The 15,294-nt window shown below is 69.1% G+C and carries 13 protein-coding genes; 7 read left to right on the top strand and 6 right to left on the bottom strand.

The features are described 5' to 3' along the window. The first annotated feature begins 83 nt into the window (after positions 1-83). The 4 genes from dapF (at position 84) to BLV94_RS10610 (ending at position 4,966) form a co-directional block, all read left to right on the top strand. On the top strand, positions 84-953 hold the full coding sequence (gene dapF, locus BLV94_RS10625; protein WP_072942465.1) for a diaminopimelate epimerase: 870 nt from the start codon (positions 84-86) through the stop codon (positions 951-953). 58 nt (positions 954-1,011) lie between these two features. Continuing rightward, positions 1,012-2,466 (top strand): GTPase HflX, encoded by a 1,455-nt coding sequence (gene hflX / locus BLV94_RS10620; protein ID WP_072942400.1) that lies wholly within the window; start codon positions 1,012-1,014, stop codon positions 2,464-2,466. Next, on the top strand, positions 2,459-3,574 hold the full coding sequence (locus tag BLV94_RS10615; RefSeq protein ID WP_072942398.1) for a hypothetical protein: 1,116 nt from the start codon (positions 2,459-2,461) through the stop codon (positions 3,572-3,574). The genes hflX and BLV94_RS10615 overlap by 8 nt, the downstream gene beginning before the upstream one ends. 69 nt (positions 3,575-3,643) lie before the next feature. Continuing rightward, positions 3,644-4,966, top strand: a complete 1,323-nt coding sequence (locus tag BLV94_RS10610; RefSeq protein ID WP_072942397.1) for an alpha/beta hydrolase — start codon at positions 3,644-3,646, stop codon at positions 4,964-4,966. Between the two features lie 15 nt (positions 4,967-4,981). Here BLV94_RS10610 and BLV94_RS10605 read toward each other — a convergent pair whose 3' ends face one another. From BLV94_RS10605 to BLV94_RS10590, 4 genes are read right to left on the bottom strand one after another with little or no spacing between them, the layout of a single operon-like run. Beyond that, positions 4,982-5,239 (bottom strand): HPr family phosphocarrier protein, encoded by a 258-nt coding sequence (locus BLV94_RS10605; RefSeq protein WP_005240765.1) that lies wholly within the window; start codon positions 5,237-5,239, stop codon positions 4,982-4,984. Between the two features lie 57 nt (positions 5,240-5,296). Then, complete coding sequence (locus BLV94_RS10600; RefSeq protein WP_072942395.1) at positions 5,297-7,402, bottom strand: PTS fructose transporter subunit IIABC; 2,106 nt, start codon at positions 7,400-7,402, stop codon at positions 5,297-5,299. Positions 7,403-7,418: 16 nt separating this feature from the next. Further along, positions 7,419-8,399: a 1-phosphofructokinase gene (gene pfkB, locus BLV94_RS10595; RefSeq protein WP_072942393.1), complete on the bottom strand. Its 981-nt coding sequence runs from the start codon at positions 8,397-8,399 to the stop codon at positions 7,419-7,421. Then, positions 8,396-9,163 carry a DeoR/GlpR family DNA-binding transcription regulator gene (locus BLV94_RS10590; RefSeq protein WP_072942464.1) on the bottom strand — a complete coding sequence of 256 codons (768 nt, stop codon included), beginning with the start codon at positions 9,161-9,163 and terminating at the stop codon, positions 8,396-8,398. The genes pfkB and BLV94_RS10590 overlap by 4 nt, the downstream gene beginning before the upstream one ends. A gap of 197 nt (positions 9,164-9,360) precedes the next feature. On the opposite strand from BLV94_RS10590, the gene ptsP reads away from it, so the two are divergent. Next, the gene (gene ptsP / locus BLV94_RS10585) at positions 9,361-11,031 is read left to right on the top strand and encodes a phosphoenolpyruvate--protein phosphotransferase (protein WP_072942391.1); all 1,671 of its coding nucleotides are present in this window, start codon (positions 9,361-9,363) and stop codon (positions 11,029-11,031) included. Between the two features lie 67 nt (positions 11,032-11,098). Here the strand turns inward: ptsP and BLV94_RS10580 are convergent, their stop codons facing one another. Both BLV94_RS10580 and BLV94_RS49985 read right to left on the bottom strand, forming a co-directional pair. Next, positions 11,099-12,136, bottom strand: a complete 1,038-nt coding sequence (locus BLV94_RS10580; RefSeq protein ID WP_244163573.1) for an acyl-CoA dehydrogenase family protein — start codon at positions 12,134-12,136, stop codon at positions 11,099-11,101. 4 nt (positions 12,137-12,140) lie between these two features. Next, positions 12,141-12,356 (bottom strand): hypothetical protein, encoded by a 216-nt coding sequence (locus tag BLV94_RS49985; RefSeq protein WP_208613750.1) that lies wholly within the window; start codon positions 12,354-12,356, stop codon positions 12,141-12,143. A gap of 273 nt (positions 12,357-12,629) precedes the next feature. Here BLV94_RS49985 and BLV94_RS10575 point away from each other — a divergent pair, with 273 nt between their 5' ends. Together BLV94_RS10575 and BLV94_RS10570 are read left to right on the top strand one after the other, a co-directional pair. Beyond that, positions 12,630-13,958, top strand: a complete 1,329-nt coding sequence (locus tag BLV94_RS10575) for a uracil-xanthine permease family protein (RefSeq protein WP_241031563.1) — start codon at positions 12,630-12,632, stop codon at positions 13,956-13,958. A gap of 127 nt (positions 13,959-14,085) precedes the next feature. Next, positions 14,086-15,228, top strand: coding sequence for an acyl-CoA dehydrogenase family protein (locus BLV94_RS10570; protein WP_072942389.1), 1,143 nt, complete (start codon positions 14,086-14,088; stop codon positions 15,226-15,228). Positions 15,229-15,294: the final 66 nt, after the last annotated feature.

Here is a 15,294-nt window from a genome sequence, read left to right as displayed (position 1 = left end):
CCGCTCCGCGGCAGCGCAGATGAACCGCTCCGCGGCAGCGCAGATGAACCGCACTCCCTCGGCGGTTGGTTAGAGTGGTGCGCATGGATTTCAGCAAGGGACACGGCACCGAGAACGACTTCGTGGTCCTCCCGGATCCCGACGTCCGCATCGATCTGTCCGCCCCGCGTGTGACGGCGCTGTGCGATCGCAGGCGCGGACTCGGCGCCGACGGAATCCTGCGCGTCGCCAAGGCCGGTGCGCTGGCCGCTGCCGGCGTGCTCGCCGAACTCCCGGACGGCACGTCCGAGGACGACTGGTTCATGGACTACCGCAACGCCGACGGGTCCATCGCGGAAATGTGCGGCAACGGTGTCCGCGTCTTCGCCCACTACCTCCGGTCGACCGGCCTCGAGACGCGCGACGAGTTCGTGGTCGGCAGCCGGGCCGGCGGCAAACCGGTGATCGTGCACTCGGCCGACGGCTCCGTCGGCGAGGTCACCGTCGACATGGGGGTGGTGCGGGATCTGGGAACGAGCGCCGCGACCATCGACGGCAAAGTGTTCAACGGCATCGGCATCGACGTCGGCAATCCGCACCTGGCGTGTGTCGACGCGCATCTCACGGCGGCCTCCCTGTCGGCCCTCGACCTGACGGCCGCACCCGGCTTCGATCCCGGTTTCTTCCCGCACGGCGTCAACGTGGAGATCCTCACCCGCATCGATTCCGGCGCCGTGGACATGCGGGTGCACGAGCGCGGGGTCGGCGAGACCCGGTCGTGCGGCACCGGCACGGTGGCCGCGGCCACCGCCGCGCTGCGCTTCGACGGCGCCGATTCCGGTGAGGTGAATGTCCGCATTCCCGGAGGTCAGGTCACGGTCGCGCTGTCCGGGGGCCGGGCGACGTTGCGCGGACCGTCCGTCCTGGTGGCGTCCGGGAGCCTCGACGACAACTGGTGGAACGGCCTTGCCTGATCGCCCTGCGCGAAATGCACGTGCACGCCCTCGACATTCCGTGGGATCATGAGGGTGTATGACGAAAACACATCGCACAGAAGAATCGCCGATCTCCGACTCCACTGAGTTCGCCTACGACGACGGGCGCCCTTCGGTCGGCGAGATGCAACTCGAGGACCGCAGCGCGCTGCGCCGGGTTGCCGGGCTCTCCACCGAGCTCACAGACGTCACCGAAGTCGAATACCGGCAGTTGCGCCTCGAACGCGTGGTGCTCGTCGGTGTCTGGACCCAGGGAACCGCGGCGCAGGCCGAATCCAGCATGGCCGAGCTCGCCGCACTGGCCGAGACCGCCGGATCGGAAGTCCTCGAGGGCCTCGTCCAGCGGCGGGACAAACCCGACGCGGCCACCTACATCGGTTCCGGCAAGGCCGAGGAACTCCGCGAGGTCGTCCTCTCGACCGGCGCCGACACCGTCATCTGCGACGGTGAACTCACCCCCGCGCAGCTCACCGCGCTGGAGAAGGTCGTCAAGGTCAAGGTCATCGACCGGACCGCCCTCATCCTCGACATCTTCGCCCAGCACGCCACGTCCAGGGAGGGCAAGGCGCAGGTGGCGCTGGCCCAGATGGAATACATGCTGCCCCGACTGCGCGGCTGGGGTGAATCGATGTCCCGGCAGGCGGGTGGTCGCGCCGGAAGCAACGGCGGCGTGGGTCTGCGTGGTCCCGGTGAGACCAAGATCGAGACGGACCGCCGTCGTATCCGTGAGCGGATGGCCAAGCTGCGTCGCGAGATCAAGGGCATGAAGGCCGCCCGCGACACCAAACGCACCAGGCGACTGCGCAGCGAGACCCCGTCCATCGCGATCGTCGGCTACACGAACGCCGGCAAGTCGAGCCTGCTCAACGCGTTGACCGGGTCCGGGGTGCTGGTACAGAACGCGCTGTTCGCCACCCTCGATCCCACCACCCGCCGGGCGGCGCTGGACGACGGCCGCGAATACGTCCTCACCGACACCGTCGGGTTCGTGCGGCATCTGCCGACGCAGCTGATCGAGGCGTTCCGCTCGACGCTCGAGGAAGTGACGGACGCGGATCTGCTGCTGCACGTCGTCGACGGTTCCGATCCGCTGCCCACGGATCAGATCAAGGCCGTCCACGAGGTGATCACCGAGGTGATCCGGGAGAACGACGCCGCGGCACCGCCCGAGCTCATCGTGGTGAACAAGATCGACGCCGCCGACCCGGTCACCTTGACCCAGCTGCGTGGCCTGCTGCCCGGTGCGTCGTTCGTCTCCGCCCGGACCGGGGAGGGCATCGCCGAGTTGCGTGCACATCTGAGCGACGTCCTGGTCCGCCCGGAGATCGAGGTCAGCGTTCTCCTCCCGTACAACCGGGGCGATCTGATGGCCCGGATCCACTCGGACGGTCAGATCCTCGACTCCTCCCACGAGGAGGACGGCACACGCGTCCACGCGCGGGTGCCCGAAGCGCTGGCGTCGGCACTGGTCGAGTACAGCGGCAGTGCCTGATCGCTCACGGTGGTCCGCCCGCGTGGCGGTCGCCGTGCTCGCGACGTGCGCACCGCTCGCCGCGGCGGGAACCGGATTCGCCGAGCCGTTCTTCCGCGACCAGACCGCCGTCGACGCGTCGGAGTTCGGTCCGCTGTGCACTCCCGACGATTCCGCGGTCGGCACCCCGGACGAGGCCTCGCTCGAGGAGCTGTCGGGGCTCGTGTCGGCCGGCGGGCTGCTCTACGCGGTCGGCGACAGCGGGTCCGACCGCGCGGTCGCGGTGATGGACGGGAACTGCGCCGTACAGCGCTGGCTTCCGCTGCCGGTCGATCCGTACGACGTCGAGGACATGGCCTCCGGCTCCGACGGCCGGCTGTGGCTGGCCGACACCGGCGACAACGGACGCCGGCGCGAGACGGTGGCGTTGATCGCGATGGACCGTGATACGGGCGCGGGAGAACTGCATCGGCTGACGTATCCGGACGGCCCCCACGATGCCGAGACCGTCCTCGTCCAGCGCGACGGCACCCCGCTGATCGTCACGAAGGAAGTGTTCGGGGCGGGCAACGTGTACCGGCCCGTCGGGGGTGTCGCCGTGGGCGATCTCGCGAGCCCCGGCCCGACCCCGCTGGAGAAGGTCGGAACGCTGGACGTCTCGGCGACGAACGGCGTCGACGACGCGACCACCGGCAGCGGCACCACGGCCCCGGCCGTGCATTCGACGATGTTCACCGGCGGGGCCGTGTCCGCCGACGGGACCGTCGCCGCCGTGCGCAGCTACTCCGATGTGTTCCTGTTCTCCGCCCCGGACGGCGACCTGGCGGCGGCGTTCGCGGCCGGACCCGCCGTGCGCGCCCACGTGCCGGAGCAGCCGCAGGGGGAGTCGGTCGCGTTCACAGAGAACGGCGACCTGTTGATCGCCTCCGAGGCCCGGGAGGGACCCGTTCCACCGATTCGGGTGCTGCCCGGGGCGGTGTCGAGGGTGCAGGATCAGGCCCGTGCCCAGGCCGTTTCGGACGAGGCGTCGACGCAGTCGCCGGGAACGGCGTGGGGGATCGGCGTCGCCGGCGGCGTGGTCGTGCTCGCCGTGGTCGCCGGCTCTCTCGTCCGCCGTCGTGCCCGATAGGTCTGATTTGCGAGAAATGTTGCGAGCCTGATTCTTTCGGTGGGTGACGCGGTGTGAATACTGTGCGCTGTGCAGGCCCACGAGTTGTTGTCGCGTATCGCCCACCTGTCGCTCCAGCACGGTCGCGCCCGGGCCGCGTCGACGGCGGCCGTGATGGTGGGCCTCGTCGTGTTGCTCGCAGTGACTCGTTCCGCCAGACGTCCGGTCGTCGGCGCAGCGGCGGTCGCGGTGCCCGTGACCGCCGTGATCGGAGGCGCCGTGTGGGCGGCGTACCGTCCGCTGCCCAACCAGATACCCCTCACCGGGTACATCTGGATCTGGCTCGCCGTCGGAATCCTCGTCTTCGCCGCGGCGCTCCTGCTCCGGAAACCCGGAGTCCGGCGGGCCGGGGTGATCGCTGTCGCGGCTGCCGCAGCCGCGGCCGCGGCGGTGGGCCAGGTCAACGCGGAGGTCGGCGTCTTCCCGACCGTCGGCTCGCTGGTGGGGCACCGTCCACCGACGAGCGTGCAGCCGGTGTCGTTCGGTGACGTCCCCGGGTTCGAGGACGCGGTGCAGTCGGGGACCCCGCTGGACTCGGCGTGGACACGTCCGGTGCGCACACCCGGCTCCGGTGTGGTGACGGAAGTGGAGATCCCGGGCACCGAATCCGGATTCGCGGCCCGGCCGGCCGTGCTGTACCTGCCGCCGGCGTACCTGACGTCGCCCCGGGCGGTGCTCCCCGTCCTGGTGATGATCGCGGGACAGCCGGGGCGGCCCCAGGACTGGTTCAGCAGCGGACGACTGGGATCCACCGTGGACGCGTATGCCGCACGGCACGACGGACTCGCACCGGTCGTCGTGGTGATCGACGCGCTGGGCTCGCAGGACGCGAATCCGCTGTGCCTCGATTCGGCGCTCGGCAACGCCGCCACCTACGTGGCCCGCGACGTGCCCGCCTGGATCGAGACGTCCCTGCAGGTGTCGCACGATCCGGCACAGTGGGCGATCGGCGGATTCTCCTACGGCGGGACCTGCTCGATCCAGCTGGCGGTGAACTATCCGCGGATCTTCCCGACCTTCCTCGATTTCCTCGGTCAGGACGAGCCCTCGCTCGGCGATCACGCGGGGACGGTCGCGGCGACATTCGGCGGCGACGAGCACGCGTTCGCGGCGGTCAATCCGGCTGACGTGCTGAAGACACGACAGTTCCCGGAGTTGACCGGGGTGTTCGTGGCCGGGGCCGCCGACGACGAATACCGCCCGCAGCAGCAGCGGATGTTCGCTGCCGCGCGGGCGGCCGGTCTGAACGTGCGGTACTACGAGCTTCCCGGTGGCCACGAGGGCGCCACCTGGAGTGCGGCACTCGAACGCGAGATGGACTGGACCGGCCGTCAGCTGGGGCTCACCAGCTGACGGGCCGGGTACCGGTCAGGCGTCGAGATCGGCCGCCACGAGCTGCGCGACCTTCTCGACGGCGTCGGCGTCGTCGCTGGTCACGGTGACGTCGGTGCCCTTGGTGGCGCCGAGCGTCATGATGAGCAGTGCGGAACCGGCGTCCACGGGTTCACTGTCCGCCACGGCCAGCGTGACGGGCACACCGGCGGCGGCAACCGCTTCGGCGATGACGGCGGCGGGACGGGCGTGCAGGCCGATGGACGAACCGACGGCGACTGTGGTGCTGGGCATGGACTCTCTCCTCTGTCGGTGGGGTTGGTGCGGGTCGAGCGGGTCGATCTGTTTCTCTTACGCTGCGACTGTCGCAACGTCGGGGTCGAGTTCGGCGTCGGACGCGCCGGGCTTGATGAATTCCTTCGCACCGACGACGCACAGGGCGGCGACGACGACACCGGCGGCCAGCGACACCAGGAACCACAGCAGGTTGCCGATGGCGAAGAAGACGAAGATTCCGCCGTGCGGTGCGCTGAGGGTGACGTCGAACGCCATGATCAGGGCGCCGGTGACGGCGCCGCCGGCCATCATCGAGGGGATGACGCGCAGCGGGTCGGCGGCGGCGAACGGAATGGCGCCTTCCGAGATGAACGCCGAGCCGAGGAGCCAGGCCGCCTTGCCGTTCTCCCGTTCCGCCTCGCTGAACAGGCTGGGACGCAGGACGGTCGATGCGAGGGCCATCGCCAGCGGCGGGACCATGCCCGCAGCCATCACGGCCGCCATGATCCGCAGCGAGGCGGGGTCGTTGACGTTGAGGCCGGCCACCGCGAACGCGTATGCGGCCTTGTTGACCGGGCCTCCGAGGTCGAAGCACATCATCAGTCCGAGGATGATGCCGAGGAAGATGACGGAGCTGCCGGACAGTCCGTTGAGCCAGTCCGTCAGGCCGTTCGTGATCGCGGCGAGCGGTCGGCCGAGGACCAGGAACATGAGTGCGCCGACGATCAGCGTCGCGAACAGCGGGATGATCACCACGGGCATCAGGCCGCGCAACCACTGCGGCACCGGGATCCGGCTGATCCACAGCGCGACGATACCGGCGATCAGACCGCCGACGAGGCCTCCGATGAATCCGCCGCCGACGAAGACCGCCACCGCACCCGCGGTGAAGCCCGGCGCCAGGCCGGGCCGGTCGGCGATCGCGAAGGCGATGTAACCGGCCAGCGCGGGGACGAGGAAGCTGAACGCCAGCGAACCCAGCTGGAACAGCACGGCGCCCAGGTACGTCGTCAGGCCACCGTCGGGGAGTTGGCCGAGGGAGTTGTTGAGGACGATGTCCTCCGCGGGACCGGAGATCTCGTAGCCGCCGAGCAGGAACCCGAGGGCGATCAGCAGACCACCCGCGGCGACGAACGGGATCATGTAACTGACACCGGTGAGCAGCACCTGACGCAGGTGGGTGCCCCAGCCGACCGACCCGGCCGGCTCGTCCGCGGCACTGCCCGCGCTCCCCGCGTCCACGGTCGCCGCGGACGGGTTCATGCCCGCGCGCAGCGCCTCGGTGATCATGGTGTCGGGTTCGTTGATCGCGCGCTTGACGCCCGACGCCACCACCGGCTTGCCTGCGAAGCGCTCCTTGCCCTTCACCCCGACGTCGGTGGCGAAGATGACGGCGGACGCGCCCGCGATCACTCCGGGTGCCAGCGGTGTACTTCCGCTCGAACCCTGCGTCTCCACGTGAACGACGACGCCCGCGCGTTCGCCGGCGGCGACGAGCGAGTCGGCCGCCATGTACGTGTGGGCGATGCCGGTCGGGCAGGCCGTGACCGCGACGATGTGCTTCGGCCCCGCCTCGGGCTCCGGTTCCTTCTCCGGGGCGACCGGTTCGGGCGTCGTTGCCGGAGCCGGGGCAGCAGCCGCGGCCGCAGCGGCGGCGGGTGCTGCAGTGGCCGTCGCGGCAGCAGGTGCGGCGGCGGGCGCGGGGGCCAGGACGTCGTTGACCAGGGTGACGATCTCGGCGGGGGTCTTCGCATCACGCAGGGCGCCGACGAAGGCCGGGCGTACCAGCGCCCGGGCGAGCGAGGACAGCAGCTTCATGTGCTCCGCGCCCGCACCCTCGGGTGCGGCGATGAGGAACACCAGATCGGCGGGTCCGTCGGGGGCGCCGAAGTCGACCTTCGGGGCGAGCCGGGCGAATCCGAGAGACGCCGCCACGACGGCCTCCGAGCGGCAGTGCGGGATCGCGATCCCGCCGGGAAGTCCTGTCGCCGATTGTGATTCACGCGCCAGCGCGGCATCGCGGAGAGCGTCCGCTTCGGTGGCGCGACCGGCGTCCGCGAGACGCTGGGAGAGCGCGGAGATCACGTCCTCCTTGGAGGCTCCGAGGTCGGTGTCCAGGGAGATCAGATCTTCGCTGATGATCTGCGGCCCCGAATCGCGGTCGGGTGTCGAGTGAGACATGGTGTTTCCTTCTGGTTCAGGCCGGATCGGGGGCGGGGGAGCTGAGGGCGGTGACGGTGACGGCGTCGATGTCGACGTGTTCGGGGGTCGGCAGGGTGGTGCCCGGGAGGGCGGCCGCCGCGCTGCCGTAGGCAACGGCGGATCGGAGGCAGTCCGCGGGCGACGCGCCGGAGATCTGCGCTGCCAGGTAGCCCGCCAGCGAGGAGTCGCCGGCGCCGACGGTGCTGCGGGCGACGATCGGTGGTGGCGTGGCCCACCAGGCGCCGGCCTCCGTCACGAGAACGGCGCCCGCGGCGCCGAGCGTGGCGAGGACGGCTTCGACCCCACGGTCCACGAGTTGCCTGCCCGCGTGGGCGGTGGCCGTCGGGTCTCCCCGCAGCGCGGACTCCTCGAGCAGGTGCCCGTCGGCGCCGGTGAGTTGCGCGAGTTCCTCGCTGTTCGGTTTCACGAGGTCGGGGCAGGCCGCCGGGAACCGGTCCGCGAGTGCGAGCAGCGGGGCGTCCGAGGTGTCGACGGCGACCCGGCACGAGGCCGAACGCAGCGCCTCGACGAGCGTGGCGTACCAGTCGGTGGGGATGCCCGGGGGTAGGGAACCGGACAGCACCACCCATTCGGCCCGGGACCCGCGTTCGATGATCTCCGACTGCAGATCGGCGAGGGATCCGGCCGACATCGTGACACCGGGTTCGTTGATCTTGGTGGTGGTGCCGTCGGGTTCGGTGATGGTGATGTTCGTGCGTGCCGAACCGGACGTCGCCACGGTCACGTGCTCGATCCCGTGCTCGGACAGGGCGGTGAGCAGGGGGTCGCCCGCGTTGCCGGGCAGCACCGCAACTGCGTTGACGCCGGCGGACGTGAGCGCGCGGGCGACGTTGACGCCCTTGCCTCCCGGGTCGCTGTGGGTCGCGGCTGCGCGCAGGACGGTTCCCCGTTCGAGGCGCCCGAGCAGGTTGACGGTGCGGTCGATGCTCGGATTGGCGGTCAGCGTGACGATCATGCGATCACCACCTCGATTCCCTGGTCGTGGAAGTGGGCTCGGTCTGCGGGCGTGATGTCGGCGTCGGTGACGAGGATGTCGACGCTGTGGATGGGGGCGAAGCTCACGAGGTGCTCACGGCCGACCTTCGACGAGTCGGCGACCACTACGACGTGATTGGCGCAGCGGACCATCGCACGCTTCACGGCGGCCTCCTCGGTGTCCGGTGTGGACAGGCCGTGGCCGACGCTGAGCGCATTGGTGCCGATGAACGCGACGTCGACGCGGAGGACGTCGAGGATGCGCAGCGCCTCCTCGCCGACGGCGGCCTGCGTGATCCCGCGGACCCGGCCGCCGAGCATGTGGAGGGTCACGGAATTGAGTCCGGCGAGCCGGGCCGCGATCGGCACCGAGTTGGTGATCACGGTGAGGTCCAGATCGGACGGCAGTTCCGGGATGATGCGCCCGGTGGTGGTTCCCGCGTCGAACAGCACGCTGCCACCGGACGGCGGCAGGTAGGCGGCGGCGCGCTTGGCGATCCGATCCTTCTGCTCGGCGCGGGTGTGATCGCGCTCCGTCATGCCGGGTTCGGTGACGGTGAGGGAACCGGCAGGGACCGCGCCGCCGTGCACGCGACGGATGTGGCCGAGGCGTTCGAGCAGCGCGAGGTCGCGGCGCACGGTCTCGGTGGTGACGCCGAAGGTGTCGGAGAGGTCGGCGACCGACATGCGCCCCCGCTGCGAGATCAGCGTGGTGACCGCTTGCTGGCGTTCTTCCGGATACACCGTGACCCCGTTCCTGTTCTCGTCGATGAAGTGTTCGGTGACGAGATCCGTTATGGTCTGCATCACACGAAATGTTGTGTCATGTTGTTTTACGCCCGAGTGTGTTGACATGTCAAGAGTTGAGAGTAATCTCCGTCACATAGTCGATTCGCATTTCCGATTGTGTGACGACAGAACGAGCCGGCCAGGAGGACCCGATGACCGAAGACCGTGAAATCGTGCGAGGTACGCCGGTGGTACCGGGCATTGCCTACGCGCCGGTGATCTGGCCGGCCCCGCGGCCGGAGGTCGCACCCGGATCCGCCCGGATCGACGAGGCGTCGCGCGACGCGGAGAAGGTCCGCTTCGAGGAAGCGGCCGCCGTGGTGTCGCAGCGACTCCGCGACCGCGCGGCGAGCGTCTCCGGCGCCGCGGCAGAGGTGCTGCAGGCGAACGCGGCGATGGCCGCAGACCGCGGCTGGCTCGGTGCGGCGCAGAAGCTGATCGCCGGCGGAACCCCGGCCGGGGAGGCGGCAGCGGAGGCCACCGAGCAGTTCGTCACCCTGTTCACCAAGATGGGTGGGCTGATGGCCGAACGCGTGACCGACCTGCGCGACATCCGCGACCGCGTCGTCTCCGAACTCCTCGGCCTGCCCGAGCCGGGCATCCCCGTGCCCACGACCCCGTCGATCCTCTGCGCCCAGGACCTCGCGCCCGCCGACACCGCCGGTCTCGATCCCGAGCTGATCGTCGGACTCGTGACGGTTCTCGGCGGCCCGACGAGCCACACCGCGATCATCTCGCGGCAGCTGGGCATCCCGTGTGTCGTCGCGGTGCGTGATCTCGAATCCGTCGTCTCGGGCACCCCCGTCCTCCTCGACGGCTCGGCGGGCGAACTCGTGATGGAACCGGACCCCGTCGAGGCCCGCGCAGCCGTGGAGCACGGGCGCGCCGAACGGCTTCGCATCCAGTCCTGGGAAGGGCCGGGCCGCACCAGCGACGGGCACGCCGTCTCGATTCTGGCCAACGTGCAGGACGGGGCCGGGGCGCGGTCGGCGTCCGGGACCGCCGCCGAGGGCGTCGGACTGTTCCGCACCGAGTTGTGCTTCCTGGACCGCGATTCCGAGCCCGGCGTCGATGAGCAGGCCGAGATCTACGGCGAGGTGCTCGACGCGTTCGCGGGCCGGAAAGTGGTGATCCGGACCCTCGACGCGGGATCGGACAAGCCGCTGCGCTTCGCCAACCACGCCGACGAGGCGAACCCCGCGCTCGGGGTCCGCGGCATCCGCATCGCCGAACAGAACCCGGGCATCCTCAGCAGGCAACTCGACGCCGTCGCCGCCGCGGCGAAGCAGACGCAGTCGCAGCCGTGGGTGATGGCGCCGATGATTTCGACTCCCGCCGAGGCTGAATCGTTCGCGGCCCAGGTCCGCGCCCGCGGTCTCGTGCCCGGGGTCATGGTCGAGGTGCCTGCCGCGGCGCTACTAGCTGACCGCCTCCTGCGTCACGTCGACTTCCTGTCCATCGGCACGAACGACCTCGCGCAGTACACGATGGCCGCCGACCGGATGTCGTCCGATCTGGCGTCGCTCACCGACCCCTGGCAGCCGGCCGTTCTCGCGCTCGTCGCGCGCACGGCCGAGGCCGGCGTCGCGGCGGGCAAACCGGTCGGCGTCTGCGGCGAGGCTGCCGCCGACCCGCTGCTCGCCTGCGTCCTGATCGGACTCGGTGTCACGTCGCTGTCCTGCGCGGGCGCCGCCGTGTCCGGTGTGGGGGCGAAGGTGGGATCGGTCACGCTGGACGACTGCCGCCGGGCCGCCGAGGACGTGCTCGCCACGAGCGATCCCGCGGAGGCGCGGGCCGCGGCGGTACGAGTGTTGGGCGCGTAGTCGACCGCCGGATTCCGGCCACTCACCGCCCGATGGGCTCGAGGAATTCCGTCCTCGAGCCCAGCTCTCAGGTCGTCACTGTGTCGAGTGAGTCGTAGTCCGGTGACGCGAGCAGGCTGTGGAGCTGGCGCCGGCGAACTCCCATATTTCCGCCGTCGAACAGCGGCAGCACGATCGCGTCTTGCAGGAGCCCTGCGAGAGGCAGGTTGTGGTTGTAACTGTCGATACCGACGACGCGCATGAGGTCGGTGATGACCTTCACCGCGGTCTCGGAGCCGTAGATCTTCGCCTGCACAGCCAGTTCGAGGGCACTGGGCAGTTCGTGGTCGAGAGCATTGCAGGCCTTCCAGCTCAGGTACCGGGCGGTCTCGATCGCGATCTTCGCGTCGGCGAGCGCATACCCGACCGCCTGATGTTCGATTATCGGCACCCGGCCGGCGCGCCGCTCACGCTTGGCGAACGCGAGGGTGAAGTCGAAGGCTGAACGCATGAGTCCCACGCCGAAGATTCCGACGAGGGCAGCGGTGCCGGCGAAACTCGCCTCGACCAAGGCCTTGCCGCCGCCGACCTCGCCGAGGACGTTCTCGCGCGGAACCCGAACATTTTCGAAGTGGAAGCGCGGGGTGAGATGCCCTCGGTGGCCCATCGTCTCGAAGTTCTCGTCGGATACGAAGCCATGGTCGGGTGTAGGCACGAGAAGGACGGACAGCGAGTGGTCGGCGGCCGCTCGGGTCTGGGGATTTGGATCGGTGCGGCACACCACCGTGAGAATGTCCGCGCCCTTCGAGTCCCAGCCGGTTGCGCTGCTGATCCATTGCTTCGCGCCGTTGATCACCCACTGATCGCCGTCGAGTACCGCGGTGGTGCGGGTCCCTTCAGCCGGCACAGGTTCGTCGAAGTTGGCGATCCCGCCCGGCTCGCTGTGGCAGAAGGCGGCGAGCGGGGCGCCGGTGCCGGACAGGAAGGGGCGCAATGTCTGCTGGACTTGGTCGGGGCTGCCGGCGTTGAGGACGGGGAGCAGCCCGAGTAGTGAGGCGAACAGCGTCAGCGACACGTTCGCATCGACTGCGTAGAACTCCTCGGCGATCAACGCCAGGTCGACCATCCCGTTACCCTCTCCGCCCGCGGGCGGAGAGGGTAACCTTGCGAAGCCACCCCTGTGCGACAACGTCTTCGTAGGCAGGGCGGGTGGCGAGGAATCTCTCTTCGGCCGTGGGCAGATGGCGAATCGTCTTGCCGACGTCTGCCAATGCCTTACCGGCGAAATCGCGGGCCGAGAGTTGGAGCTCACGCTGCTGTGGGGTCAACGTGAAGTCAATGGCCATGATGTTCGTCTCCTGTGGGTCGAGTACGCAGCAGCGCGGCATCGCGCAGTATCGCTGGGATCCGGCGGGCGGCCACTCGAATCGGCCACCGCTGTGTGAGCGACGTCACTCATCATGCGTCGATCGGAACGTCGGTGTCTTGTCGGTTTACGCACGACTGTTGCCGTGGAGCGAACGAGTAGGCAATCGAGCGCGCGGGGTGAATGTCGCCGAATCGGTGGATCCGGTCCCGGCGGCGCGAAACTCCCAGATCGTGCCTACTATTGGCGAACTGTGACGAAAAGAGAAACAGACGCCCCCGACGGTCCGGTCGGCGGCTCTGACGGCCCGTCCGCTACCACGCGCGCGTTCGGGTGGACGCTGCACGGCGACGGCAGGCGGATCAGCGAGGGCGAGGTGGTCGCTCCCGGCGAGCGCCTCACCTGGCCGCGCACAGTCGGAATCGGGATGCAGCACGTCATCGCGATGTTCGGCGCCACCCTCCTGGTGCCGACGATCACCGGGTTCCCGGTCACCACGACCCTGCTGTTCTCGGGTATCGGGACGGCCCTGTTCCTGCTCATCACACGCGGACGCATCCCCAGCTACCTGGGGTCGTCGTTCGCATTCATCGCGCCGCTGACGGCGTCGCAGAGTTCCGGTCCCGCAGCGCAACTCGGCGGTGTCGCGGCCGCAGGTCTGCTGCTGCTCGTCATCGGTGTCGCGGTGAAACTGGCCGGGTCGCGGGTCATCGACGCGGTGATGCCGCCGGTCGTCACCGGCGCCGTGGTGGCGCTGATCGGGCTCAATCTCGCACCCACCGCGGTGGATTCGTTCGAGTCACAACCACTGATCGCCGGGGTCACCCTGCTCGCGATCCTGCTCGTGACCGTCCTCGGCCCGGGGTTGCTGGGCCGCCTCGGCATCCTCGTCGGCGTCGTCGTCGGCTGGGTGTTCGCCGCCGTGATCGGCGGTCTCGCGGAGGAGCGGGTGACGGCACTGCGGGACGCGGCCTGGTTCGGTGTGCCCGAACTGCGGGGACCGACGTTCGAATGGTCCGTGATCGCGCTGACCCTGCCGGTGGTGATCGTCCTGATCGCCGAGAACGTCGGCCACGTCAAGGCGGTGTCGGCCATGACGGGTCGGTCCCTCGACGACGTCGCCGGCAATGCGCTCGTCGCGGACGGACTGGCCACCACCCTCGCCGGGTTCGGTGGCGGGTCCGGCACCACCACCTACGCCGAGAACATCGGCGTGATGGCCGCGACGCGGGTGTACTCCACCGCTGCCTACTGGGTCGCGGCCGCCACGGCCGTGGTTCTCGCGTTCTCACCGAAGTTCGGAGCCCTCGTGTTCACCGTGCCTAACGGTGTCATCGGCGGCGCCACTCTCGTGCTGTACGGACTGATCGGCGTCCTCGGTGTGCGCATCTGGATGGACGCCGAGGTCGACTTCACCGACCCCGTGAATCTCACCGTGGTCGCCGCCGCGCTCGTCGCCGGCATCGGCGACCTGACTTTGACGATCGGATCGGTGGAACTCGGCGGCATTGCGTGGGGTTCGGTGGGCATCCTCGTCGCCTACCCGGTGATGCGCTGGCTCGCGGGGTTCCGCAAGCGCTGACACCGGTGACCGGATGGGTCACGAATCCCGATCACCTGGGTCATTCACCCCGTACTTCCTCGCCTCTACCGTCGAACCAGACGTATCTCGAACGAGACGTAACAGACAGTTGATACGAGGAGTCGGCGTGGAGCGCACCCTGTTCGAACCGGAGCACGAACTGTTCCGGGAGTCGTACCGCAAGTTTCTCGCACAGCACGCCGAGCCGAACCACGCCAAGTGGGAAGAGCAGAACATCGTCGACCGCAGCCTGTGGGTGGAGGCCGGAAAGCAGGGCTTCCTCGGCATGGCCGTGCCGGAGGAATTCGGCGGCGGCGGCGTGCGCGACTTCCGGTACAACGCGATCATCACCGAGGAGACGACACGTGGCGGGTACAGCGGCATCGGCTTCACCCTGCACAACGACGTCGTCGCACCGTACCTGCTCGAACTGAGCAACGACGAGCAGAAGCGGCGGTGGCTGCCCGGCTTCGCGTCGGGTGAGCTGATCACGGCGATCGCGATGACCGAACCGGGGACCGGCAGCGACCTGCAGGGCATCAAGACGCGCGCCGTACGCGACGGCAACGACTGGGTTCTCAACGGTTCCAAGACCTTCATCACCAACGGCATCAACGCCGACCTCGTGATCGTCGTCGCATGTACCGATCCCGACAAGGGAGCGCAGGGATTCAGCCTCCTGGTGGTCGAACGGGACATGCCGGGCTTCGAACGCGGCCGCAACCTCGACAAGATCGGGATGAAGGCACAGGACACCGCGGAGTTGAGCTTCACCGACGTACGCGTCCCCGCCACCAACCTCCTCGGTGAGGAAGGCATGGGCTTCCTCTACCTGATGAAGAACCTCCCGCAGGAGCGGTTGTCGATCGCCGTGGTGGCCGCCGCCGCAATGGAATCGGCGCTGGACATGACGATCCAGTACTGCCGCGACCGGAAGGCCTTCGGAAAGTCGATCGGCAGCTTCCAGAACACGCGCTTCGTACTCGCCGAACTCGCCACGGAGGCGACGGCCGTCCGGGTCCTCGTCGACAAGTTCATCGAACTGCTCAACGACGAGAAGCTGTCGGTGCAGGAAGCGGCGATGGCCAAGTGGTGGACCACCGAGGCGCAGGTCCGGCTGATCGACCGGTGTCTGCAGCTGCACGGCGGCTACGGGTACATGAAGGAGTATCCGATCGCGAAGGCGTACATGGATTCTCGTGTCCAGACCATCTATGGCGGGACCACCGAGATCATGAAGGAAATCATCGGTCGCGGACTCAATCTCTGACGAGGCACGACCTGCGTATCTGCAACGAACTCCGGCCTCCGGCCGTACCGGGGTGGATGCGAGTGG

This window comes from Rhodococcus koreensis, from assembly GCF_900105905.1.
Classification (GTDB): Bacteria; Actinomycetota; Actinomycetes; order Mycobacteriales; family Mycobacteriaceae; genus Rhodococcus_F; species Rhodococcus_F koreensis.
Note: the sequence above shows the minus strand (reverse complement) of the source record. Positions and strands in the feature narration are given on the sequence as shown.